The 22,164-nt window shown below is 49.5% G+C and carries 16 protein-coding genes; all 16 read left to right on the top strand.

The features are described 5' to 3' along the window. The first annotated feature begins 23 nt into the window (after positions 1-23). The 16 genes from NYE24_RS09405 (at position 24) to NYE24_RS09330 (ending at position 22,053) form a co-directional block, all read left to right on the top strand. Positions 24-824: an alpha/beta hydrolase gene (locus tag NYE24_RS09405; protein WP_036698801.1), complete on the top strand. Its 801-nt coding sequence runs from the start codon at positions 24-26 to the stop codon at positions 822-824. A gap of 208 nt (positions 825-1,032) precedes the next feature. Next, positions 1,033-1,542, top strand: a complete 510-nt coding sequence (locus tag NYE24_RS09400) for a GNAT family N-acetyltransferase (RefSeq protein ID WP_342478523.1) — start codon at positions 1,033-1,035, stop codon at positions 1,540-1,542. A gap of 18 nt (positions 1,543-1,560) precedes the next feature. After that, positions 1,561-2,523, top strand: coding sequence for an alpha/beta hydrolase (locus NYE24_RS09395; RefSeq protein WP_342478522.1), 963 nt, complete (start codon positions 1,561-1,563; stop codon positions 2,521-2,523). A 359-nt stretch (positions 2,524-2,882) separates the two neighbouring features. Beyond that, positions 2,883-4,604, top strand: a complete 1,722-nt coding sequence (locus NYE24_RS09390) for a histidine kinase (protein ID WP_342479220.1) — start codon at positions 2,883-2,885, stop codon at positions 4,602-4,604. Between the two features lie 13 nt (positions 4,605-4,617). Next, positions 4,618-5,946 carry a response regulator gene (locus tag NYE24_RS09385; RefSeq protein WP_342478521.1) on the top strand — a complete coding sequence of 443 codons (1,329 nt, stop codon included), beginning with the start codon at positions 4,618-4,620 and terminating at the stop codon, positions 5,944-5,946. A 214-nt stretch (positions 5,947-6,160) separates the two neighbouring features. Further along, positions 6,161-6,988, top strand: a complete 828-nt coding sequence (locus NYE24_RS09380) for a sugar ABC transporter permease (RefSeq protein ID WP_342479219.1) — start codon at positions 6,161-6,163, stop codon at positions 6,986-6,988. A 1-nt stretch (position 6,989) separates the two neighbouring features. Beyond that, positions 6,990-7,862, top strand: coding sequence for a carbohydrate ABC transporter permease (locus NYE24_RS09375; protein WP_341026000.1), 873 nt, complete (start codon positions 6,990-6,992; stop codon positions 7,860-7,862). A 133-nt stretch (positions 7,863-7,995) separates the two neighbouring features. Beyond that, entirely contained in the window at positions 7,996-9,462 is a 1,467-nt protein-coding gene (locus tag NYE24_RS09370) for an extracellular solute-binding protein (RefSeq protein ID WP_076154433.1), read from the top strand. Positions 9,463-10,003: 541 nt separating this feature from the next. Continuing rightward, complete coding sequence (gene adhE / locus NYE24_RS09365; protein WP_036698470.1) at positions 10,004-12,625, top strand: bifunctional acetaldehyde-CoA/alcohol dehydrogenase; 2,622 nt, start codon at positions 10,004-10,006, stop codon at positions 12,623-12,625. 261 nt (positions 12,626-12,886) lie between these two features. Continuing rightward, positions 12,887-15,148: a formate C-acetyltransferase gene (gene pflB, locus NYE24_RS09360; RefSeq protein ID WP_036698469.1), complete on the top strand. Its 2,262-nt coding sequence runs from the start codon at positions 12,887-12,889 to the stop codon at positions 15,146-15,148. A 120-nt stretch (positions 15,149-15,268) separates the two neighbouring features. Further along, positions 15,269-16,006: a pyruvate formate-lyase-activating protein gene (pflA, locus tag NYE24_RS09355; RefSeq protein ID WP_036698467.1), complete on the top strand. Its 738-nt coding sequence runs from the start codon at positions 15,269-15,271 to the stop codon at positions 16,004-16,006. Positions 16,007-16,205: 199 nt separating this feature from the next. Next, entirely contained in the window at positions 16,206-17,609 is a 1,404-nt protein-coding gene (locus NYE24_RS09350; protein ID WP_342478520.1) for an extracellular solute-binding protein, read from the top strand. Positions 17,610-17,685: 76 nt separating this feature from the next. Then, entirely contained in the window at positions 17,686-18,570 is an 885-nt protein-coding gene (locus NYE24_RS09345) for a sugar ABC transporter permease (protein ID WP_036698463.1), read from the top strand. After that, entirely contained in the window at positions 18,570-19,400 is an 831-nt protein-coding gene (locus tag NYE24_RS09340; protein WP_036698462.1) for a carbohydrate ABC transporter permease, read from the top strand. The genes NYE24_RS09345 and NYE24_RS09340 overlap by 1 nt, the downstream gene beginning before the upstream one ends. A gap of 27 nt (positions 19,401-19,427) precedes the next feature. After that, positions 19,428-21,281 carry a sensor histidine kinase gene (locus NYE24_RS09335; protein ID WP_342478519.1) on the top strand — a complete coding sequence of 618 codons (1,854 nt, stop codon included), beginning with the start codon at positions 19,428-19,430 and terminating at the stop codon, positions 21,279-21,281. Continuing rightward, positions 21,259-22,053, top strand: coding sequence for a response regulator (locus NYE24_RS09330; RefSeq protein WP_342478518.1), 795 nt, complete (start codon positions 21,259-21,261; stop codon positions 22,051-22,053). The genes NYE24_RS09335 and NYE24_RS09330 overlap by 23 nt, the downstream gene beginning before the upstream one ends. Positions 22,054-22,164: the final 111 nt, after the last annotated feature.

The raw sequence follows: 22,164 nt of genomic DNA, 5'->3' as shown, positions 1-22,164 counted from the left end.
GAAGGAAAGCTTGAGGGATGATAATGGAAACGTTGTTGCTATGGCCTGAAGGTGCGCCTGGAGCGCTGGGAACCAGTGAAGAGGATCAGCCTGCGATTACACCTTATTTAGTTGAAGGCAAGGGGAATGCCGCTGTTCTGGTCTGTCCGGGAGGCGGGTATGCGATGCGTGCCGACCATGAAGGCGGTCCGGTTGCGGAGTGGCTGAATACCCTCGGAATTTCAGCATTCGTGCTGCGTTACCGTGTTGCGCCTTACCAATACCCGAGTGCGCTGCTGGATGCTCAGAGAGCGCTGCGCACGATCCGCTTCCGGGCGGATGAATATGGAATTGACCCGGGCCGTCTCGGCATTCTGGGCTTCTCGGCGGGCGGACATCTTGCTTCTACCGCCGGGGTATCTTATGATCTGGGCAATCCTGATCACCCTGAGCCATTGGAGCGGCTGTCCAGCCGTCCTGACCGCCTCATTCTATGCTACCCGGTCATCTCAATGACCGAAGGGGTGACCCATCAAGGCTCGAAGGAGAATCTGCTGGGAGCCGTTCCCGATGCAGAGCTGTCGCTTAAGCTCAGCAGTGAGTTCCAAGTGACCCCGGACACACCGGCAACGTTCCTCTGGCATACCTCTGATGATGATTATGTCCCGGTAGAGAACAGTCTGTTGTTCGCCGCAGCACTTAGCCGCCATCATGTTCCGTTCGATCTGCATATCTATGCACACGGCGTACACGGTTTGGGTTTAGCTCCTGAAGAACAGCACACTAAGACTTGGGCGGATGCCTGTGCCTCGTGGCTGCAGTTGAACGGGTATACGAGAGCGTGAACTTCTGTATCTAAGCCCGCGTCCAAGGGGACGGTGATAAATCAGCTGAAATGAAGAGCGTCCCACGCTGCCGGTCGGCAGCAGGACGTTCTTTTTTTGCAGGGGTAGAGACTTTAGGCAGCCGGTTATGCTGACTATGTTTCTATATTAATATATATTATTCTATAGATAAGGTGATACGAGAGATCCAGGAAGGCAGGTACATATTATGAGTCTTATGTTTTCACGCGTGCATACAGCGGAAGAAACCGCTGAGGTTGCCCAATTGGCGGCAGAGATATGGAGTGAATATTATATCACCATTATTACCGCAGGGCAGATCGAGTATATGCTTGGCAAGTACCAGTCGGTTCCAGCGATTACGCAGCAGATCCATGAGCAGGGTTACGAATATTACTTAATCCATAGCGTGGAAGGCTCCACGGTGGGGTATATGTCAGCCAGACAAGAGGAAGGGAAGCTCTTCCTGAGCAAGCTCTATATAGGCAAGGAGTACAGGGGGCGCAGCTATGCCAGCCAAGCGTTGGTCTTCCTGGAGAAGCTGTGCCAGGAGCGGAACCTGACTCATATTTGGCTAACGGTCAATCGTGATAATGAATCAAGTATTGCGGTCTATACAAGAAAGGGCTTTCGGACCCTTAGGGAACAAGTGGCAGATATCGGGAACGGATTCGTCATGGATGATTACATTATGGAAAAAGAAATCCCGGTCCCCTGAGAGAGGAACAGCTTATTCATGAACAAGGATTCATCCTATAATCAATCAGTGACCTATTGGAAGCAATATCAGAAGTTTTTCCCGGATGACATGCAGATCAATGAAGCCCATTTACCCGCCGAAGAATGGATGACCTGGAACCATGCTCATATTCATCTGGATCGTATGCCAGCTCCTGACGCACCTTTAAAAATCATTTTCATTCATGGAGCTGGCGGCAATGGCAGGTTGCTCGCTCCATATGCACGAATGCTCCAAACCTACGGTTATGAAGTAGTGTCGCCGGATCTGCCGCCTTATGGTCTAAGCTATACCGATTCAGCGGAATCAATAGATTATCAGTTCTGGATTGACATCCTTAATGAATTGATCGAACAGGAGCTTAGAAGGGACGGCAAGCCTATTATTCTGCTGGGCTCCAGTATTGGAGGCATGTTAGCTTATCATACTGCTGTACAAAGTAAGCGGGTCAAAGGGTTAATAGCAACGACATTTGTAGATACGAGTGATCCGAAGGTTCGTGATCAGTTAGCTCCTAACAAACTCATCAGCCGGTTAGGGGGATGGTGTATGAATCAATTCCCTTCCCTGCTAGACTCCTTGCAGATCTCTGTGAATAGAGTATCCCGGATGAAATGGATCACGAACAACGCCGAGCTGACCAGACTCATTATGAATGATCCCCATGCGGCAGGTACAAGAATCCCTTTACGCTTATTAAGAACCTTTCTAAATATGAAACCGGTCCTGAAACCTCAGCAGTTTGACTTGTGTCCGGTATTACTCGTTCATCCTCAATTAGACCCTATGACTCCTTACTGCTTCAGTAAACCGTTTTATGACCATCTTAAAAGCAGAAAAGAATCTGTGATTTTAGAGGGTGCAGGTCATTTTCCGATTGAACAACAGGGGCTGGAGCAGATGATTGCTGCTGTGCTTGCTTTTTTGAGAACAGTAGAGGAAGAATTACAGCTAACATAAACCGTCCCGCTCAATGTACTCAGGATGAAACACTATAAAACCAGTCCAACACGGGATGTTCGTGTGTGGGCTGGTTTTTGCTTGCTTAGCTGAAAAACTCCATACAAATGGACATAAAGAACTTTGAAATAAACCTGTGTAAGCGCTTGTAGGTTTGTTAAAATATAAGAAATTATAGGTTGCACACGATAACTTATCCTTCTATTTCTCGCTGAAACGGTACCGTCCTTTAAAAGGACGGCAACGCCGTTTCCCCTTGTATTATTGAAACTGGAGGTGAATCCAGGGTGTTGTCCACGCTTGTGAAACCCATTGTCAGGCTCAGTGTTAAGCAGCAGTTGATTCTGCTGTTCCTGATCATGATTACGCCTATTCTGATTCTGAACAGCTACGGAAACTACAAGGCAGAGGAGATTCTGAAGCACCATGTGACCAATGCCTATGTGGAGCTGAACAAGCAGAATCTCGCCATTATTAACAGAGACATCGATACGGTGAACAAAATCACGACCACCGTCATCCAGAATCCGGTCCTGCAGCAGCTCAACATGAGCGGGAATGATACAGTGCTGGAGCGCGTGGAACGTTATGAGACCATCGAGAAGCTGCTCGGCAGCTATTCGCAGGGAGCGGAGCGGGGTGACGGCATCTACTACTCGCTATACGTATATGATCCCGATAACTACTACTTTTTCGCTCCCAATTTCCCGCAGGTGAAGAAGGCGGGGGTTTATTTTTTCTCCAAGGAGGAACGGCCATACTGGTTCGAACAGGTGGTACAGCAGAAGGGCCGCGGATACCTGATGTTCGCCGAGAAGCTGAGCCCGCAGGCCGAAGATCTGAAGACGCTTACGTATGTCAGGGCCGTCAATAATATCTACCGGGGGGTAGGGACGCTCGGCGTGCTGGTGGTGACTAAGATGGAATCGAAGATCGGTGAATCGCTAAGGTCCATCTCACTGCCGGACGGGGAAATCTATCTGACCGATATGAGCAACCGTGTACTGGCCTCGACCACGAATTCAACCGGAGAGGTGATCGTCCTGCCGGACGGCTCGGAGGCGGGAGATCCGGAAGGGACCGAGGATATCATCACTGATGACTTCATCTATGTGGTGAACAACAATCATGCCTTTGAGCAAAAGCTGGTCTACAAGGTGCCCGTCAAATCCCTGCTCCAGCAGCAGAACGAAATGAAACGCGTCATTCAATACATAACAGTGGCTTACGCGCTGTTCGGACTGATCATCATTACCTACTTCTGGCGTTCGCTGATGACTCCTTTGCAGAAGCTGGCTTTTTTTGTACGCAAGTATGAGCCGGGCAACCGTGTGCCCGAGACTCCCCGCAGAGGAAGCAACGATGAGGTCAGTGTGCTGATTACCGCCACGTATGATATGGCCCGCAGACTCAACAGCCTGATTATGTACAAATACCAGATGGAGCTGAAGCAGAAGGAATCGCAGCTGCAGCTGCTCTACCAGCAGATCAACCCCCATCTGCTGTACAACACCCTGGAGAGTATTTATTGGAAAAGCTCGCTCGAAGGCAACGTGGAATCCGCGGAAATGATCAAGGAATTATCCAAGCTGATGAAGATCAGCTTAAGCCGGGGCCGGGAGCTGATCTCGCTCGAAGAGGAGCTTGAACATGCCAGTGCCTACATCAAGCTCCAGCAGCACCGGCATGATTATGTGTTCGCCGTTATCTGGAATATCGCTCCCGGGACCACCAGGAATCTGATTCCCAAGATCACCCTGCAGCCCCTGATCGAGAATGCCATTATCCACGGGGTTAAGCATATGGAGGAGGACGGTGAAATCATCATCACCTCTGTGCTGGAGGATGGCCGGATTCGGATTACCATTGAGGATAACGGCTATAGGCAGGTCGATTATAAGGCTATCGAACAGATCCTCAATGATGACAGCCAGAACCCGGTTAACGGATACGGTATCCGCAATATCCATCAGCGTGTGCAGCTGCATTTCGGCGGGGATTACGGGATCAGCTACGGACCGCGTGAGTGCGGAGGCACGACAGTAAGTGTGATCCTTCCGAAGTCAGAGACTATAGAGTAGAGGAGAGAATACGGTGTTCAATATACTGGTTGTTGATGATGAGCCGCTCATTTGCAAAGGACTGAGCAGCCTGCTGGCTGCTTCCGGGTTGGATATTGACCATATCTATACGGCCGGCAGCGGGTATGAGGCACTGGATTGTATCCGTATGGAGGAGATCGATCTGCTTGTGACCGATATCCAGATGGGGGCGATGAGCGGGATTGAACTGATGCAGCATGCCAAAATGACCAAGCCCTGGGTGCAGACGATCGTCATCTCTGCGCATGAGACCTTTCAATACGCCCAGATGGCGGTCCGGCTGGGGGCGAGAGACTATCTGATCAAGCCGCTGAACAGCGAGCAGTTCCTGGATTCGGTGCGCAGTGTTGTCCTGAAGATGAATAGACCGTCGCCGGAGCTGGCTACATATATGGATGGTAATGGAGACCGCTTCCGGCTGGAGGAGCCGCTTCCCGAGTACAGCGAACTGCTGAACAGTCTGCTTACGGAGACTGCGGAGGTGCTAGAGGCAGAGGAGAAGCTGCGCAAGCTGGATGAGCTAAGGCTGCGGGGGCCGTTTTTTGCGGTGATCAAAATCAAGATCCCCCTGCCGCAAGACCGGCCTGAGCAGAGGTACACTACCCGTGATCACAGCCTGCTGCGTTACGCTGCCTTGAATATCGCCAAGGAGTTGCTGGATCAGGAGTGGAATTCCACTGCCTTCTATTCGCCGGACCAGGAAATCACCATAATCATCCAGTGGGATGAGGAGAGCTACGAGGAGCCGTCCACCGGCCAGTTGAGCAGGTTGGAGGTGCTGGGACGCAGCCTGCATTTTAATATTCACCGCTATCTGCAGCTGAGTGCCGTTATCGGCATCAGCCAGATTCTGAAGGGGCTGAGCTTCATGGATGTGCTGAACCGGCAAGCCTCGAAGGCGATCCTCTGGAACAACGAGCATGTAGATCATTATGTGTTCTATTATGGAGATTTCAACTGGAGTAACTATGCCGCTGATCCGTCGCCCGAGGAGCTACATACGCACAGTAATCTGATCGTGCAGAAGGCGAAGGAATACATTGACGGGAATTATGCCCAGAAGGGGCTAACGATCCATGAAGTAGCGAAGAAGAATCATGTCAGCCCTAATTACCTGAGCTATTTGTTCAAGAAGAATACAGGCTATAACCTGTGGGAATATGTGATTAAGCTGCGGATGGAGGACGGCCGGGAGATGATTCTGAACACCGATCTGCGCCGGTATGAGATAGCGGAGCGGGTGGGATACGAGTCGCCGGAGCATTTCAGCAAAATTTTCAAAAAATACTTTGGACTCAGTCCCAGCGAGCTGAAGAAGTAAGAACGCTTACGATTGCCATAGATATAGACATGTTAAGTCTCTCCCTCATTTCCTACAATGAAGACAGGAGGCGCTTTCCCATAAAGTGCTGAAAGACGACAGGAATGAGGGAGCCGGAATGAATCAGTCTGCTGCGTTACACGATCACCTTCCAGCGGAGCTGGAGAGCAAGCCGTACAAGCAGAACCGTTGGAAAAAGAATTATTGGGGCGTGATGTTTCTTGTCCCCGCATTGATCATCTTCATTATGTTTATGTGGGTGCCTATCTTCAAAGGGTTCCTGTACAGCTTCTACACCGTTGATTTCGTCAAAGGGAATACCTTCGCCGGCCTGGACAATTATGCCAGGGCACTTACCGACCCCGATGTGCTGATTGCTGTCCAAAACACCCTGTACTATATGCTGCTGTGCCTGGTGATCGGCTTCTGGGTTCCGATTGCCTTTGCCATTGCGATCTCCGAGCTGCGGAAATTCGGCGGATTCGTGCGCGTTGCCGCGTATTTGCCATATGTCATGCCTGCTGTAGTCCTATACGGGCTGTGGCGCTGGCTGTATGATCCGGTTGGACCGATTAATGCCTTAATCGGCAGCACCGGAGCGGAGCAGATCGCCTTCCTGACCGATACCCGTTGGTCGATGATCTCGCTGGTCTTCATGGAGACCTGGCAGCAGTTCGGCTCGGGGATGCTGATCTATCTTGCTGCGGTGCTTAGTATTCCCCGGGACTGGTATGAGGCCGCCGAGATTGACGGAGCGGGAGTATGGGCGCGTATCCGCCACATCACCTTGCCTTCGCTGCGCAATCTGATCCTGCTGATGCTGATTCTTCAAGTCATCGCCACCTCTCAGGGCTACCAGTCACAGATGGCCTTGCTGGACGGGGGGCCGAACAATGCAACGCTGACGTATGCTCTGCTTATTGTGAAGTATGCTTTTACCAGACTGGATTATGGTACGGCGACTGCGCTGGGGATGCTGATGTTTGTTGTTCTGGGCGGTTTGGGCATTCTTCAGTTCAAGCTTAACAAGGAGGACAACTAGGATGAAGAGCGCAGACAGAGGGATTCTCTCGGAGCATGATCTTAAGAAAACCAGCAACCGGGTGGTATATGGAATTATGGTTTTGTTCATCGTCCTGATGATCTTCAGCATGCTGTACCCCATCCTCATGACGATGTTCAACGGGCTGAAGTCGAATATCGAGGTCAATTCCTTTCCGCCGCATTTTTTCCCGCAGGAATGGCATTTCGGCAATTTGAAGGATGCGCTGGATTATATCGATCTGGCCATGTTTCTTCGGAACACCCTGTATATTTTTGCAGGAAATATGGCCGCTACCTTAATTGTGCTGGGACTCGCGTCCTTTAGTATCTCCCGGATGCATGTGCCTTACCGCAAGGCCTTCTATTTCTTCTTCCTGATGACACTGTTCATTCCAGCCACGAGCTATATGATTCCGAACTTTGTCAATCTGAAGGAGCTGGGCCTGCTCAATCAATATGCGGCATTCTGGCTGCCGGCAGGCGCGAACACGTTCTTCTTCCTGCTGCTTAAGAATTTCTTCGACGGGATTCATCCCGAGATACTGGAAGCGGCGCGGATGGACGGGGCCTCGGAGCCGAGAAGCTTCTTCACCATCGCGGTGCCGCTGTCGATTCCGATTTTTGCAACACTGGCGATCTTCATCTTCTCCACAGCCTGGAATGACTGGTTCTGGCCGTCACTGGTCATGCACAGTGAAGAGAAGTATACGCTCGCTACCGCCATCTATAAGTACGTTATCAATGTAAAAGCGCTGAATACGAACATCAAATTTGCGATTCTGTTCATTGTCTCTCTGCCGCCGATCCTGGTGTTCCTGGTCTTCCAGAAGTTCATTATGCGCGGGGTTTCATTGTCAGCGGTCAAAGGGTGAGCAGAAGAATCCTTACAGAAGATACGGATCGTATACCTGCACATGAAAGCAATATAATCACACCTCGTTTGTAAGCGGTCTCTCTTTTAAGATGAAAGGGTAAGCTCATTATGAATGGAAAAGGGGAGTTACAATGCGTAAAGTTTCCAGCGTATTCGCCTGTCTCCTGGTAACGGGGACCTTATTGTCCGCTTGCGGGGGCAATAACAACGGCAACAAGCCGGCGGCTGACGGGGGAGAAGCGACACCTGCACCAGCGGCGACCCAGGCGGCAGAAGAGTCGGCAACCCCGTCACAGTCACCGGCAGATGATATCAACCAGAAGAAGGTAACGATCAAAATCCACTATCCTACGCCTGACCTGACCGAGGTGAGAGCGCAGGAGGATGATAAAATCAAGCGGTTCCAGGAAGTCTATCCGAACGTGGAGATCGTCAAGGATGACTGGCAGTATAATGTAAGCGAGATCGGAGTGAAGATGGCTGCGAACGAAGCGCCTACCTTCTTCAACACATATGCTACCGAAGCCAAATTCCTGATTGAGAAGGGCTGGGTAGCCGACATCACCGATCTGTGGAACAACTATGAGTTCAAGGATCAGATCAATCCAGTGCTGCAGAATCAGTTCATTATCGGCGGCAAGGTGTATGGGGTAACGCAGAAGGGTTACGTCACTACAACGATGATCAATAAGAAAATGCTCGATGACAAAGGTGTAGCCGTACCTCCAATGGATTGGACCTGGGACGACATGCTGAACACAGCCAAAGGAGTGGCCGACCCCAAGAAAGGTATCTCCGGGATTGCCCCGATGGGCAAAGGCAATGAAGCCGGCTGGAACTGGACCAACTTCCTGTTTGAAGCAGGCGGGGAGATTCAGAAGATTGAAGGCGGCAAGGTAGTGGCAACCTTCAATTCCGAAGCCGGAATCAAAGCGCTGGATTTCTACAAGAAGCTGAGATGGGAAGCCAAAGCGGTTCCCCAGGATTGGGCACTTGGCTGGGGGGATGCTGTAGGCGCCTTCCAGCAGGGCCGCACAGCGATGGTTATGGCCGGGTCTGACGGTGTCATCGAACAGGCGCTCAACCAGGGCGGGTTCAAGCCTGAGGATGTGCTGACCTATCCGATGCCAGCGGCAGAGAAGGGCGGCAAGCATACCGGCGTACTCGGCGGCGACTATCTGGTCATCAACCCGAATGCCAGCAAGGATGAACAGGAGATGGCCTTCCGTTATATTACCTTCGACTATTTCTCAGATAAAGGACTGGAAGCGCTCGACGCCATTATCAGCCAGCGTAAAACGGACGGCAAATATTATATCCCGCCGCTTCTGGATTACTATGCTGCGGATTCCGACTTCGGCAAGAAGACCAAGGCCGTCTATGACAAGTACGATATTGTATATCAGTACAGTCCTGAAATCATGGCGCTGCTGGATGGCAAGCCTGAAGCCCAGTACAACACTCAGGACTATTATGCCACGATGTCCAACGTGATCCAGGAGCTGTTCGCCAAGGAAGGCACAGACTCGAAGGTCCAGCTTGATGCGGCGGCCGCAACGGTCCAGCAGAAATTCTTCGATACGATTAAGGTGGAGTAGATTTAGATGTCCTCCTAGTGGGGGAAGAGGTGGATAAAAGGAGACAGCAGAGATGCTGTCTCCTTTTTTTAAAATATAAGAATTTATATGTTTCACACGATAACTTATCCTTCTATTTCTCGCTGAAACGGAACCGTCCTTTAAAAGGACGGCAAAGCCGTTTCCACTTGTAAAGTTGAGATTTATATTTATATTTATATTCACACCGTCAGAGTTATTCTATAGAAGAGCAGCGGATGAACTGAAGTGACGGCTTGGCATTCATGAGCAGAATTACCGATGCCCAACTGGCATTGCAAGGCAAGATGGGCCATCAACGCTGCAGACTACCGTATTGCGTTCGCAGAATAGACAAATATTAATTAAATAATGCATATAATATGGAAAAAATACCGGTAAATGATCGAATGAAAGCGCTTTGAAAACAACTCAAAAAAAACTTTAAACTTTGTGAAAGATTTCACTATACAAGGTGAAAAGGATGTGCTAAGATAAATGTATAGAAAGAAACAACCTAAAAATTGACAGGAGGACGAGGGAGATGGCAGTTAAAAACGAAGTCGCCGCCCAAGTGAAACAAACCACCGCTGAAGAGTATATTCAGGTTTTGGTGGATAAAGCAAAGAAAGCCCACGAAGCGTTCATGGGCCTGGATCAAGAGCAGACAAACACAATCGTTCATGCAATGGCGCTGGCCGGACTCGACAAGCATATGTACCTGGCAAAACTGGCAGTTGAAGAAACAGGACGCGGAGTATACGAAGACAAAATTACGAAGAACATCTTCTCCACTGAATATATCTGGCACGGAATTAAGTACGACAAGACTGTAGGCGTTATTGAGGATAACGCTTATGACAGCTTCCAGAAAATTGCTGAACCAGTCGGAATCATTATGGGTATCACACCGGTTACCAACCCAACATCCACCACAATGTTTAAAGCTTTGATTTCCGCGAAGACACGTAACCCTATTATATTCGGTTTCCACCCGTCAGCGCAAGAGTGTAGTGCGGCAGCAGCCAAAATTCTGCATGATGCAGGCGTAGCAGCCGGCGCACCAGAGAACTTCATCCAATGGATTGAGCTTCCTACAATGGACAAAACAAACGCATTGATGAACAATCCGGACGTTGCACTGATTCTGGCAACCGGCGGATCGGCAATGGTCAAAGCAGCTTACAGCTGCGGCAAACCGGCACTTGGCGTAGGTCCTGGTAACGTGCCTGCCTTCATTGAGAAGAGTGCTGACATTGATCAGGCTGTAACTGACCTTATCCTGTCGAAGACTTTCGATAATGGTATGATCTGTGCTTCCGAGCAGGCTGTCATCATTGAAGAAGCTATCTTCGATCAAGTGAAGAAGAAAATGATTGCAAACGGCTGTTACTTTGTGAACAAAGAAGAAGCAGCCAAGCTGACCAGCGGCGCAATGAACGTAGAGAAATGTGCGGTTAACCCGGCTATCGTTGGCCAATCCGCTGTGAAGATCGCTGAAATGTGCGGCATTCAGGTTCCTGCCGGAACGAAGATCCTGGTAGCTGAGCTTGAAGGTGTAGGTACTAAATATCCATTGTCCGCTGAGAAGTTGAGCCCGGTTCTGGCTTGCTACAAAGTGAAGAATGCTGACCAGGGTATCGAACGCGCAGCTCAAATCGTTGAATTTGGCGGCATGGGCCACAGCTCGGCTATCCATTCCAACAACGAAGAAGTTATCATGAAGTTCTCCAACCGTCTGCAGACCGGACGTATTCTCGTCAACTCGCCATCCACACACGGCGCAATCGGTGATATTTATAACACTAATATCCCTTCATTGACACTGGGCTGCGGATCTTACGGACGCAACTCGGTATCGCAGAACGTGACTGCCATCAATCTGATCAACGTGAAAAGGGTGAACCGTCGTACCGTGAATATGCAATGGTTTAAAGTACCTGACAAGATTTACTTCGAGAAGGGGTCCACTCAGTACCTGGCCAAAATGCCTGATATTACACGCGTAGCTATTATCACTGACCCTATGATGGTGAAGCTCGGATATGTTGAAAGAGTTGAGCATTATCTGCGTCAACGTCAGACTCCTGTAGCCATCGAAGTGTTCTCTGAAGTTGAACCAGATCCATCGACAACTACTGTAGAAAAAGGTGCGGCAATGATGAACAGATTCCAGCCGGACTGCATCATCGCACTCGGCGGCGGTTCCCCTATGGATGCTGCCAAAGGAATGTGGCTGTTCTATGAACATCCGGATGCAGACTTCAACGGCCTGAAGCAGAAGTTCATGGATATCCGCAAACGGGTATACAAATTCCCTAAGCTCGGCAACAAAGCGAAATTCGTTGCGATTCCTACAACTTCCGGTACAGGTTCCGAAGTAACCTCGTTCGCAGTTATCACAGATAAGACAACGGGTAATAATACTAAGTATCCGCTGGCTGACTATGAGCTGACTCCAGACGTAGCTATTATCGATCCTGAGTTTGTATACAGCTTGCCAAGAACAGCAGTTGCCGATACAGGTATGGACGTATTGACACATGCAATCGAAGCTTATGTATCTGTAATGGCCAGTGACTATTCCGATGGTCTGGCAATCAAAGCTATTCAGCTGGTATTCCAGTGGCTGGAGAAATCCGCACTGCAAGGCGACAAACTGGCCCGTGAGAAAATGCACAACGCATCGACACTTGCCGGTATGGCCTTTGCCAATGCATTCCTGGGGATTAACCACAGCTTGGCGCACAAATGGGGCGGACAGTACCACACCGCGCATGGCCGCACCAATGCAATCCTGATGCCGCATGTTATCCGTTACAATGCCAAGAAGCCTACGAAGTTCGCTTCGTTCCCTAAATATTCGCACTTTGTAGCTGACGAACGGTATGCTGAAATTGCCCGTATTCTGGGATTGCCAGCACGCACTACCGAAGAAGGCGTAACCAGCCTGATCAATGCGATCCGCGACATGAACAAAAAACTTGGCATCGAAGAATCCTTCTCGGCTCTTGGTTTCGATCCTAAGGACTTCGAATCCCGTGTAGACTATCTGGCTGACCGTGCATTTGAAGACCAATGTACAACTGCCAACCCTAAAATGCCGCTGGTATCCGAGCTTGCTGATGTTTACCGCAACGCATTCTACGGCAAATTCGATAATTAATTAACGGTTGCCTGACAAAGAATAAGGTTAAAGGTTAATATGGGACTGGATGGAAGTGACAAATATCACCGAAAGAGTGATATTTGTCACAGTCCTTTTTCAGAAAATAAACTAAAATGTTTATATAAACAACGGTCCCGGTTATGAAGATGCGATTGTGAATTTTATAACAACCATAGCTCATGGGATCACGAGACACGGGATTAACCTTCAAGCCCGCGATCTCTACAAATATACTAAATATAAATGGAGGGATTTAGCATGTCGGTGATTGAAAAAGAAGTACAAGAGGTTAAGTCTGGCTGGAGAAATTTCACAAAAGGCACATGGTCCAAGAAAGTTGACGTTAATAACTTTATTGCCAAGAACATCAAGCCTTATGAAGGAAATGAAGATTTCCTCGTAGGTCCTACCAGCAATACTACTGAACTGTGGAAGATTATCTCCCAGCTGAGTAAGGAAGAAAGAGAAAGAGGCGGCGTATGGGACGTTTCCCTCGATACTGTCTCCACTATCACTTCCCATGCTCCTGGTTACATTGACAAGGACAAGGAACAGATTGTCGGCGTTCAGACTGATGCGCCTTTCAGACGTTCCATCCAACCGTTCGGCGGTATCAAGATGATGATCGATGCTACTAAGGCTTACGGCTTCGAGCTTCCGCAGAATATCGTTGACATGTTCACGAACATCCGCAAAACGCATAACCAAGGCGTATTTGATGCATATACACCAGATATGAGAGCTGTGCGTAAATCCGGCGTAATCACAGGTCTTCCTGATGCTTATGGCCGCGGACGTATCATCGGCGACTATCGCCGTATTGCTCTGTATGGTATTGATTTCCTGATTAAAGACAAGAAGCAGCAACTGGCTGAACTCGAAGTAGACTCCATGACAGAAGATGTTATCCGTCTGCGTGAAGAGCTGTCCGAGCAAATGCGTGCTCTGGGCGAACTGAAACAAATGGCTGCAGCTCATGGTATGGACATCTCCAAACCGGCTGTCAACTTCAAAGAAGCTACACAATGGGTATACTTCGGTTATCTGGCAGCTGTTAAAGAACAGAATGGTGCGGCAATGTCCTTGGGACGCGTATCTTCCTTCCTTGACATCTATGTTCAACGCGACGTTGAAGAAGGTACTCTGACTGAAGAGCAAGCACAAGAAATCGTTGACCATTTCGTAATGAAGCTGCGTATTGTGAAATTCCTGCGTACGCCTGACTATAACGACCTGTTCTCCGGTGACCCTACTTGGGTGACAGAATCCATCGGTGGTATGGCCGAAGACGGTACAACTCGCGTAACCAAGAACAGCTTCCGCTTCCTGCATACCCTGTACAATCTGGGACCAGCACCAGAACCAAACCTGACTGTACTGTGGTCCGAGAAGCTTCCTGAAGGCTTCAAAAAATATTGTGCCAAGGTATCTATTGAAACCAGCGCCATCCAATATGAGAACGATGATGTAATGCGTCCATACTGGGGTGAAGATTATGCAATTGCCTGCTGCGTATCCCCAATGCGTATCGGTAAGCAAATGCAGTTCTTCGGTGCCCGTGCCAACCTGGCTAAGGCTCTGCTGTATGCAATCAATGGTGGTAAAGATGAGAAATCCGGTGCTCAGGTAGGTCCTGAATATCCTGCGATCACTTCTGAATATCTGGATTACAACGAAGTAATGAAACGCTTCAAACCAATGATGGAATGGCTCGCTAAGACTTATGTCAACACGCTGAACATCATTCACTATATGCATGACAAATATTCCTACGAACGTATCGAAATGGCGCTGCATGACCGCGACATTCTGCGTACGATGGCTTGCGGTATCGCCGGACTGTCCGTTGCTGCTGACTCCCTGAGTGCAATCAAATACGCTAAGGTTAAGCCAATCCGTAACGAAGAAGGCATTGCTATCGACTTTGAAACTGAGGGTGAATTCCCTTGCTACGGTAACAACGACGACGCTGTTGACGGCATCGCAGTTGAACTGGTTGAAACCTTCATGTCGATGATCCGCAAAAACAAAACGTATCGTGACGCTGTGCCGACTCAATCGGTACTGACTATCACTTCGAACGTTGTATATGGTAAAAAGACTGGTACTACTCCTGACGGACGTAAAAAAGGCGAACCATTCGCTCCTGGTGCTAACCCAATGCACGGACGCGACAAGAAGGGTGCCCTGGCATCCCTGAACTCTGTTGCCAAACTTCCTTACTCCGATGCACAGGATGGTATCTCGAATACCTTCTCTATCGTTCCTAAGGCACTGGGTAAAGACGAAGATTCCCGTAAGTCCAACCTGGTCTTCATGATGGACGGATACTTCCACAATAACGCTCAGCACTTGAACGTTAACGTATTTAACCGTGAGCAGCTGCTCGACGCTATGGATCACCCAGAGAACTATCCACAGTTGACCATTCGCGTATCCGGCTATGCTGTTAACTTCATCAAGCTGACCCGTGAACAACAGATGGATGTTATCAACCGTACATTCCACGATTCCATGTAAGATGCATTCTTGTTCTACAAGAACTGAAATGAATTAAGAGCTGCCGCCCTTGCAAGAGGGCGGTACACTCTTGTCTGAAAGTGGTTAAAATTTTAAGTTTTTTTGAAAGGATGACATCTCATGCTTAAAGGACATATCCACTCTTTGGAAACGTTTGGTACGGTGGATGGCCCGGGTATCCGCTTCGTGCTTTTTATGCAGGGCTGCCTGCTCAAGTGTCAGTATTGCCACAACCCGGATACATGGGAATTGAATGAAGGCAAGGAAATGACCGTCGAGGAAGTGCTGGCGGAAATTGAGCCTTACCTGAATTATTATAAATCGTCCGGCGGCGGGCTAACCGTATCCGGCGGTGAACCAACCCTCCAGGCGCAATTCGTGAAGCAACTGTTCACCGAGGTGAAGAAACGCTGGAATCTGCATACCACGCTTGATACTAACGGCTATAATGATGGATCGAAAATCAGCGATCTGCTGGATGTTACCGACTTGGTGCTCTTGGATCTGAAGCATATTGATGATGAAGCGCACATCAAACTGACCGGCAAGTCCAACGACCGTACTTTGAAGCTGGCCCGCTGGTTATCTGATAATAACCGTAAAATGTGGATTCGCCATGTTTATGTTCCCGGCATTCATAATAAAGAAGAGGATTTACAGAATCTCGGCCGGTTCATTGGCACCTTAAATGGAGTGGAGAAGTTTGAAATTCTGCCTTATCACGTAATGGGAATCTACAAATGGAAAGAGCTTGGCCGTCCCTATGAGCTTGAAGGGGTGGAGTCACCTTCCGATGAAGAAGTGCAGCGTGCGTACCGGCTGATTGAAGAGGGGCGTAAAGAGTCTGCATTGGTCTAAATAAATATAATAATTATCGAAAGCGGAGCTTCTATTCTGAGGAGTTTCGCTTTTTTGTATGTCAGAAAACCTGACTGAATTCGCTTTCATTAGAGGATTTTATCCCTATTGAAGATAAATCTTAACCTTACGATTACAAATATGTTTTTCTATAATTAGAATTGTAAGGGAAATCATTAAATAGGGAGGGTCACCCGTAATGAGAAAAAGTCTAACACTGCTGTTGTCCCTGATGTTCGTAAGCTCAGCGCTGCTGGCAGGCTGTGGAGGCAACAAGAACAATGCGGCTGCAACGACAGAGCCGGCGGCGACGAAAGAGGCGGCAGCCACCAACGCGGCAGCCACTGAAGAACCTGCCAGTGCGGAGCCTTTCGAGATGACGATTCGTCATACTCAGGTTGGGGCAGACAAGCAGAAACGACTGGCTATTCTGGAGGATGTGGTGGGTAAGGTACAGGCGGATGTGCCTGGACTGACCTTCAAGCTTGATGGTGTAGATTCGGATGTGAACCGTAAGGAGAAGCTGCGCGGTGAAATGGCGGCCGGTAACCCTCCTGAGATCTTCGACCTGTTCGGTAGCCCAGACTCCAAGATCTATGCCAAAGAAGGTAAGCTGCTGGACCTGACCCCGATCCTTGATGAATTAGGCATCAAAGATAAGTTCTCCAATCTGGACCCGTTTACTTATGAAGGCAAAATCTACGGTCTGCCGATCGGCGGCTCCGGTGAAGGTTTCTTCTATAATAAAGAATACTATACAAGTAAGGGATGGAAGGCTCCGACGACCTTTGCCGAACTGGAGAAGCAGCTGGCCGATATTAAAGCGGATGGTAAAGTGCCGATGGCGGGTGCTTCCAAAGCAGGCTGGGTACCGCTGATGCTGGCCAATCATCTCTGGTCCCGTTATGCCGGACCGGATGTGACTGCGAAGTTCGCTACCGGTGAAGCGAAGTGGAATGATCCGAATGTAATCAAGGGCTTGGCGAAATATAAGGAATGGGTGGATAAAGGCTACTTCAAGAAGGGTGAGCTGGGCTTCGAGTATGCTGAATATACTACCCAGTTCACCAGCGCAGAAGCAATCCTGATGTATGACGGGACCTGGAAATCTTCCGTATTCAAGGCCGGACAATCCGGCGAAGGCCTAATCGGTAAGGTCGGGTTCTTCAATATTCCGGCAGTAGAAGGCGGAGTGGGGGATCAGACAGCGCTGATGCGCGATGTGAACAACGGTTATGGCTTCTCCGCTTCGGCGGGTGAAGACGAGCGGCAGCTTGCAGCAGTGAAATCCTTCATTAAAAATATGTTCAATGAAGAGATGCAGCTGCGTGGTCTGGTAGAGGACGGAGTCCTGCCTGCCATGAAGATCGATCCGGCTGTGCTGAATAAGAATATTACGGATGATCTGATGAGTGAGATTGTCGCGGTATTGAACAGCTCCCAGTCGTCCTTCCCGGCCTTTGACTCGCTGGTGCAGGCGGATGTCACCACTGAGATCAGTAATATCCAGATTCAAAGCCTGATCGGCGGGCAGACGACTCCTGAGAAGATGGGTGAAGCGCTTCAGAAGATACAGGAAGAGGCCAATGCGACAGTGGAATAAGAAGCGGTGAACTACATGTACCCTGGTGCTTGCTCCAGGGTGCATTTTTCAAAAGAAAAGCAATATGGAGGTAGCTATGAATAAGGCACTGAGAAATCCTCTGGTGTTCATTCTGTTCGTTATTCCGGCACTGGTTCTGTTCATTATGTTCTTCGTCTATCCCATCTTCAGCTCGATCTATTATAGCTTCACCAGCTGGAACGGTGTATCCGATACGGTCAAATATGCCGGAGTGGACAACTTCAAGAAAGCTCTTGGAGATGAACGCTTCTGGATTTCTGTGAAAAATAACGGTTGGTTTATTCTGTTCTCCGTAGGCATACAGGTGCCGCTGATTGTGTTCTTCTCCTTACTGATCGCCAATGTGAAGAAGCTGAAGGGGCTGTACAAGACGGCGGTCTTCATGCCATCCATTATGTCTACCGCAGTAATAGGCATTCTCTGGGGCTTCATCTACGAGCCGAACATTGGATTGTTCAACAAAGTGCTGGGTCTGGTCGGAATTGAACCAGTCTACTGGCTGTCGGACGAACGGTTCGCCATGCTGTCGATTCTGATTACAAATGCCTGGCAGTGGACCGGATTCTACATTGTGATGGTGCTGGCGGCGATTCTCTCCATTCCCGGGGAGCTGGATGAAGCAGCGGCCATTGATGGCGCTACGGGGTTCCAGCGGGCTACACGCATCACTCTGCCGCTGATCGTACCGATCATCTCGGTCGTGATTATGCTCTCGATTGCCGGAGCGATGAAGGCTGCCGATATCGTTATCGTAATGACCAAGGGAGGCCCGGCGGGTTCAACTGAGGTAATGGCCACCTATATGATTAAGTATGCGATTACCAATTTCAAATACGGGTACGGCAATACGATCGCTGTTCTGATTTTCTTGTTCACGCTTGTGGTAACCGCCCTCTACCAGCTGGTGTTTGCCCGCCGTACGGAAAGGATTGAATACTGATGCCGCGCCTGCTGAAGAAAAGTCTGCCGCACATCGCTTTGCTGGGTTATCTGTTAATTGTGCTGTTCCCGTTTCTCTTCGTCCTCTTCTCCTCGGTGAAGAAGGATAACAATGCGATTGCCCTCCATCCCTTCGGTATTCCGAAGAGCTTCGAATGGTCCAACTATGTGGAAGCCTGGGTGAATGCCAAGATCAGTACTTATTTTTTCAATAGCTTATATATATCGATTCTTGCTTCTGTGGTGTCTATTCTGCTGGCGTCTATGTTCGCCTTCGCGGTCACACGGATGCGCCAGGGGAAGTGGAATAAGATTCTGTTCTCGCTGGTTCTGATCGGGATGCTGATTCCGAACAACGCGCTGATGCTGCCTATCTATACGATTGTCCGTAAGCTGCATATTCTCAATACTCACTGGGCGCTAATTATTCCTTACATTGCCAATGCAATCCCGTTCACGATTATTATTCTGGCGGCATTTATGCGTTCGCTGCCCAGTGAAATTGAAGAAGCTGCAGTCATTGATGGCTTGAAGGCTCAGGGTATCTTTGCTAAAATTATTGTACCTTTGACAGTTCCGGCGATGGTTACGGTATTCATTGTTAATTTCCTGGGAAATTGGAATGAATTCCTGCTAGCTAACTATTTCCTCTCCAATGACGAGCTGCGTACGCTCCCCGTGGGGATGGTTCAGTTCCGCGATCAGTACCAGATGAATTACGCACAGATGTCAGCGGGGATCGTCTTCAGCGTGGTTCCGGTCATAGTGATCTATGCGATTCTGCAGGAGAAGATTATTGAAGGTGTTACCGCAGGCAGTGTAAAAGGATAACATTAATCATGTCAGGAGCAACAGCCGATGAATCTGCGCTACAAATTGTTTACGGCATTCTTAGGCCTGATTATCATTCCGCTGTTCATTCTTGGCATGATTATGTTCTTCGTGACTTATAATTCCATTGAGAAGAAATACAGCCAGCAGTCTGAATATTCGCTCAAAGCGATCAGCTACAGCATTTCTAACGTGTTCAAGGATATGGACAATGTGACTGACAATGGAATTGCCACCTCGGTCTTTCATATGGCGCTCAGCGCGGATGATCCCTCCAAGCAGGATTTAACTGATGCCGAGCAGCTCAGCCTGAATGCCAGCCAACGTAATTTCCGCAGTCTGCTCTATAATCATCCATCGATCAGCTATGCCTTCCTGTATAATTTTAACGGAAAAGGCAGTTCGGAGATTGTATCGGTCTTCAACAAGGAGAACTTCCGCACCCTGCCCTATGATAAGTTCAAAGGCAGTGAGCTGTACCAGGAGGTAATGAAGCTGAACGGGGTTCCGAAATGGGTGGCCCCGCATGAGTACCCTGAGCTGACCGGGACAGAGGCTGTATTTACGCAAATCCGGTTGATTAAGGAGCTAAGCTTTTTTCAGAATATCGGCATTCTGGTTGTTCAGATCAAGAACTGGGAGTTTGAGTCGATTTTCCGCAATCTTAAGATCGGGGGCACGGACCAGAAGGTGTCCTTCATGCTGGTTAACGATGACGGGATGATTCTGCTGGACCCGGACAGGAAGCTGGACGGACAGGATTTCCGTGACTTCACGACGAAGGATATGACCTTCAAACCTGGTTTTCAGAGCTTCAAGACACAGTTCGGCGGCGAGAAAAGCATTCTGTCGGTCTACCATCTCAAGGAGTATCCCTGGAGTCTCGTCTCGGTCACTTCTTGGGATACTTTGTCTCATGAGGTGACGGTGTTCGCCCGCTGGTTCGTTATTGTGATGTTCCTGTGCCTGCTGGGGGCGGTAATCTTCAATCTGTTCTTCATGAACCGGATTACAGGCGGGATTGCTGTAATTGTGCGCTTCATGCGCCGGGTGGAGGACGGAGACCTTACTACCCGTGTCGAGGAGAAGGGCAACGATGAGATGACGCTGCTGGCCAGAGGCTTCAATGATCTTATGGACAAAATCAACTCGTTGTTCAGCCGGGTTCATCTGGAACAGCAGCGCAAGAATCAAGCGGAAATGCGTGTGCTGCAGGCACAGATCAAGCCGCATTTTCTGTTCAATACCCTGGAATCGATCAATGTGCTGGCTGTGCAGAATGAAGGCCGCAAGGTCAGTGAGATGGTCTACCGGCTGGCGAGTATTCTGCGGATCAGCATTCAGGACAGGGATGAGATTACGCTGGAGGAAGAGGTTAAGCATCTGCGCAATTATCTGGATATCCAGAAGTTCCGTTTCGAGGATCTGTTCGATTATGAGCTTGAGATTCCGCCAGAGCTGCTGGGCTGCGGGATTCTGAAGCTTACGCTCCAGCCGCTGGTGGAGAACAGCATTCAGCATGGTTTTGAGGGGATCGGGTATAAGGGTCTGGTGAGTGTCAAAGTATGGGAGACCCAAGGCAATCTGGTACTGCGGATACAGGATAACGGAATCGGGATGACCCCGTCCCAGCTGTCTATGTTCCAATATATGGTGAATGATGCGGCAGAGCATCAGCCGGAAGCTAAGCCGGGGCAGGGCATTCATTTGGAGCGGCGGGGGCTGGGTGTACGCAGTGTCGCAGACCGGATACGGATCGAATACGGCGACAGATATGGGATTTTCATATGTGCAAGTCCTGAGGAAGGAACGATCATCCAGTGCGTCATTCCGAAATACGGGCAGGGGGAAGGCCATTATGCTAAAAGTATTATTGGTTGACGATGAAGCGCCCATTCTGAGCAATCTCAACACCGTACTGCCCTGGCAGGACATGGGGATGGAGGTTACGGGGATGGCACGAAGCGGGGTGGAGGCGCTGCGCATGGCCGAGGAATCGCCGCCAGATCTGGTGCTCTGCGATATCCGCATGCCGGTGATGGATGGGCTGACGTTCATCGGCAAGCTGCGGGAGATGGGGCTTACGAGTGAGGTACTGCTGCTCAGCGGCTACCAGGAATTCGATTACGCGCGTGAAGCAATCAGGCTCGGGGTGAAGGAGTATATCTGCAAACCGATTCATTACGGGGACCTTGGCGACAAGGTGCGGGAGATCGGCTCGCGGATCCGCAGCAGGCAGTATAAGGATAAATTGTACAACAGCATCCCGTTGTTTCAGGAAGTGCCTGCGGCTGGCGAGCCTGTCAAAAAAACACCGGAGCAGCTGATGAATCAAGCCGCACAGTTCATCTCGGAGCGCCTCCATGCGGATCTCGGCATTGATGAGGTGGCGAATACTATAGGCATTAGCAGCAGTTATTTCTGCCTGTTGTTCAAGAACCGCTTCGCGATGACCTTCGTGGAGTATGTCACCCAGCAGCGAATTGAAGCTGCCAAATTCATGCTCGCCAGCAGCGATAAGAGCATCACTGCCATCAGCTCAGGTATCGGCTATCAGGAACGCCGTTATTTCACTAAGGTGTTCCTGAAGCAGACGGGAATGACCCCCAAGGAATACCGCAGCAGGTTCAGGACGGCCGATGCCCGTATCTAGCAGGTTGCCGGCCATAGCGATTGCCCAGGTACAGGGGGCGGTCGTTATTTTTTTGTTTTCTTTTTACACAGAATGAAACTTTTCGCTATAACATGCGTCTAATACTATGTT

This window comes from Paenibacillus sp. FSL H7-0350 (assembly GCF_038593195.1).
Lineage (GTDB): Bacteria > Bacillota > Bacilli > Paenibacillales > Paenibacillaceae > Paenibacillus_AQ.
This window is presented reverse-complemented; position numbering and strand designations above follow the sequence as displayed.

Excerpts from the sequence above, each read along its gene's own strand:
- NYE24_RS09405 (WP_036698801.1), top strand. The coding sequence starts at position 24 with ATGGAAACGTTGTTGCTATGGCCTGAAGGTGCGCCTGGAGCGCTGGGA.
- NYE24_RS09400 (WP_342478523.1), top strand. The coding sequence starts at position 1,033 with ATGAGTCTTATGTTTTCACGCGTGCATACAGCGGAAGAAACCGCTGAG.
- NYE24_RS09395 (WP_342478522.1), top strand. The coding sequence starts at position 1,561 with ATGAACAAGGATTCATCCTATAATCAATCAGTGACCTATTGGAAGCAA.
- NYE24_RS09390 (WP_342479220.1), top strand. The coding sequence starts at position 2,883 with ATGATTACGCCTATTCTGATTCTGAACAGCTACGGAAACTACAAGGCA.
- NYE24_RS09380 (WP_342479219.1), top strand. The coding sequence starts at position 6,161 with ATGTTTCTTGTCCCCGCATTGATCATCTTCATTATGTTTATGTGGGTG.
- NYE24_RS09375 (WP_341026000.1), top strand. The coding sequence starts at position 6,990 with ATGAAGAGCGCAGACAGAGGGATTCTCTCGGAGCATGATCTTAAGAAA.
- NYE24_RS09370 (WP_076154433.1), top strand. The coding sequence starts at position 7,996 with ATGCGTAAAGTTTCCAGCGTATTCGCCTGTCTCCTGGTAACGGGGACC.
- adhE (WP_036698470.1), top strand. The coding sequence starts at position 10,004 with ATGGCAGTTAAAAACGAAGTCGCCGCCCAAGTGAAACAAACCACCGCT.
- pflB (WP_036698469.1), top strand. The coding sequence starts at position 12,887 with ATGTCGGTGATTGAAAAAGAAGTACAAGAGGTTAAGTCTGGCTGGAGA.
- pflA (WP_036698467.1), top strand. The coding sequence starts at position 15,269 with ATGCTTAAAGGACATATCCACTCTTTGGAAACGTTTGGTACGGTGGAT.
- NYE24_RS09350 (WP_342478520.1), top strand. The coding sequence starts at position 16,206 with ATGAGAAAAAGTCTAACACTGCTGTTGTCCCTGATGTTCGTAAGCTCA.
- NYE24_RS09345 (WP_036698463.1), top strand. The coding sequence starts at position 17,686 with ATGAATAAGGCACTGAGAAATCCTCTGGTGTTCATTCTGTTCGTTATT.
- NYE24_RS09340 (WP_036698462.1), top strand. The coding sequence starts at position 18,570 with ATGCCGCGCCTGCTGAAGAAAAGTCTGCCGCACATCGCTTTGCTGGGT.
- NYE24_RS09335 (WP_342478519.1), top strand. The coding sequence starts at position 19,428 with ATGAATCTGCGCTACAAATTGTTTACGGCATTCTTAGGCCTGATTATC.
- NYE24_RS09330 (WP_342478518.1), top strand. The coding sequence starts at position 21,259 with ATGCTAAAAGTATTATTGGTTGACGATGAAGCGCCCATTCTGAGCAAT.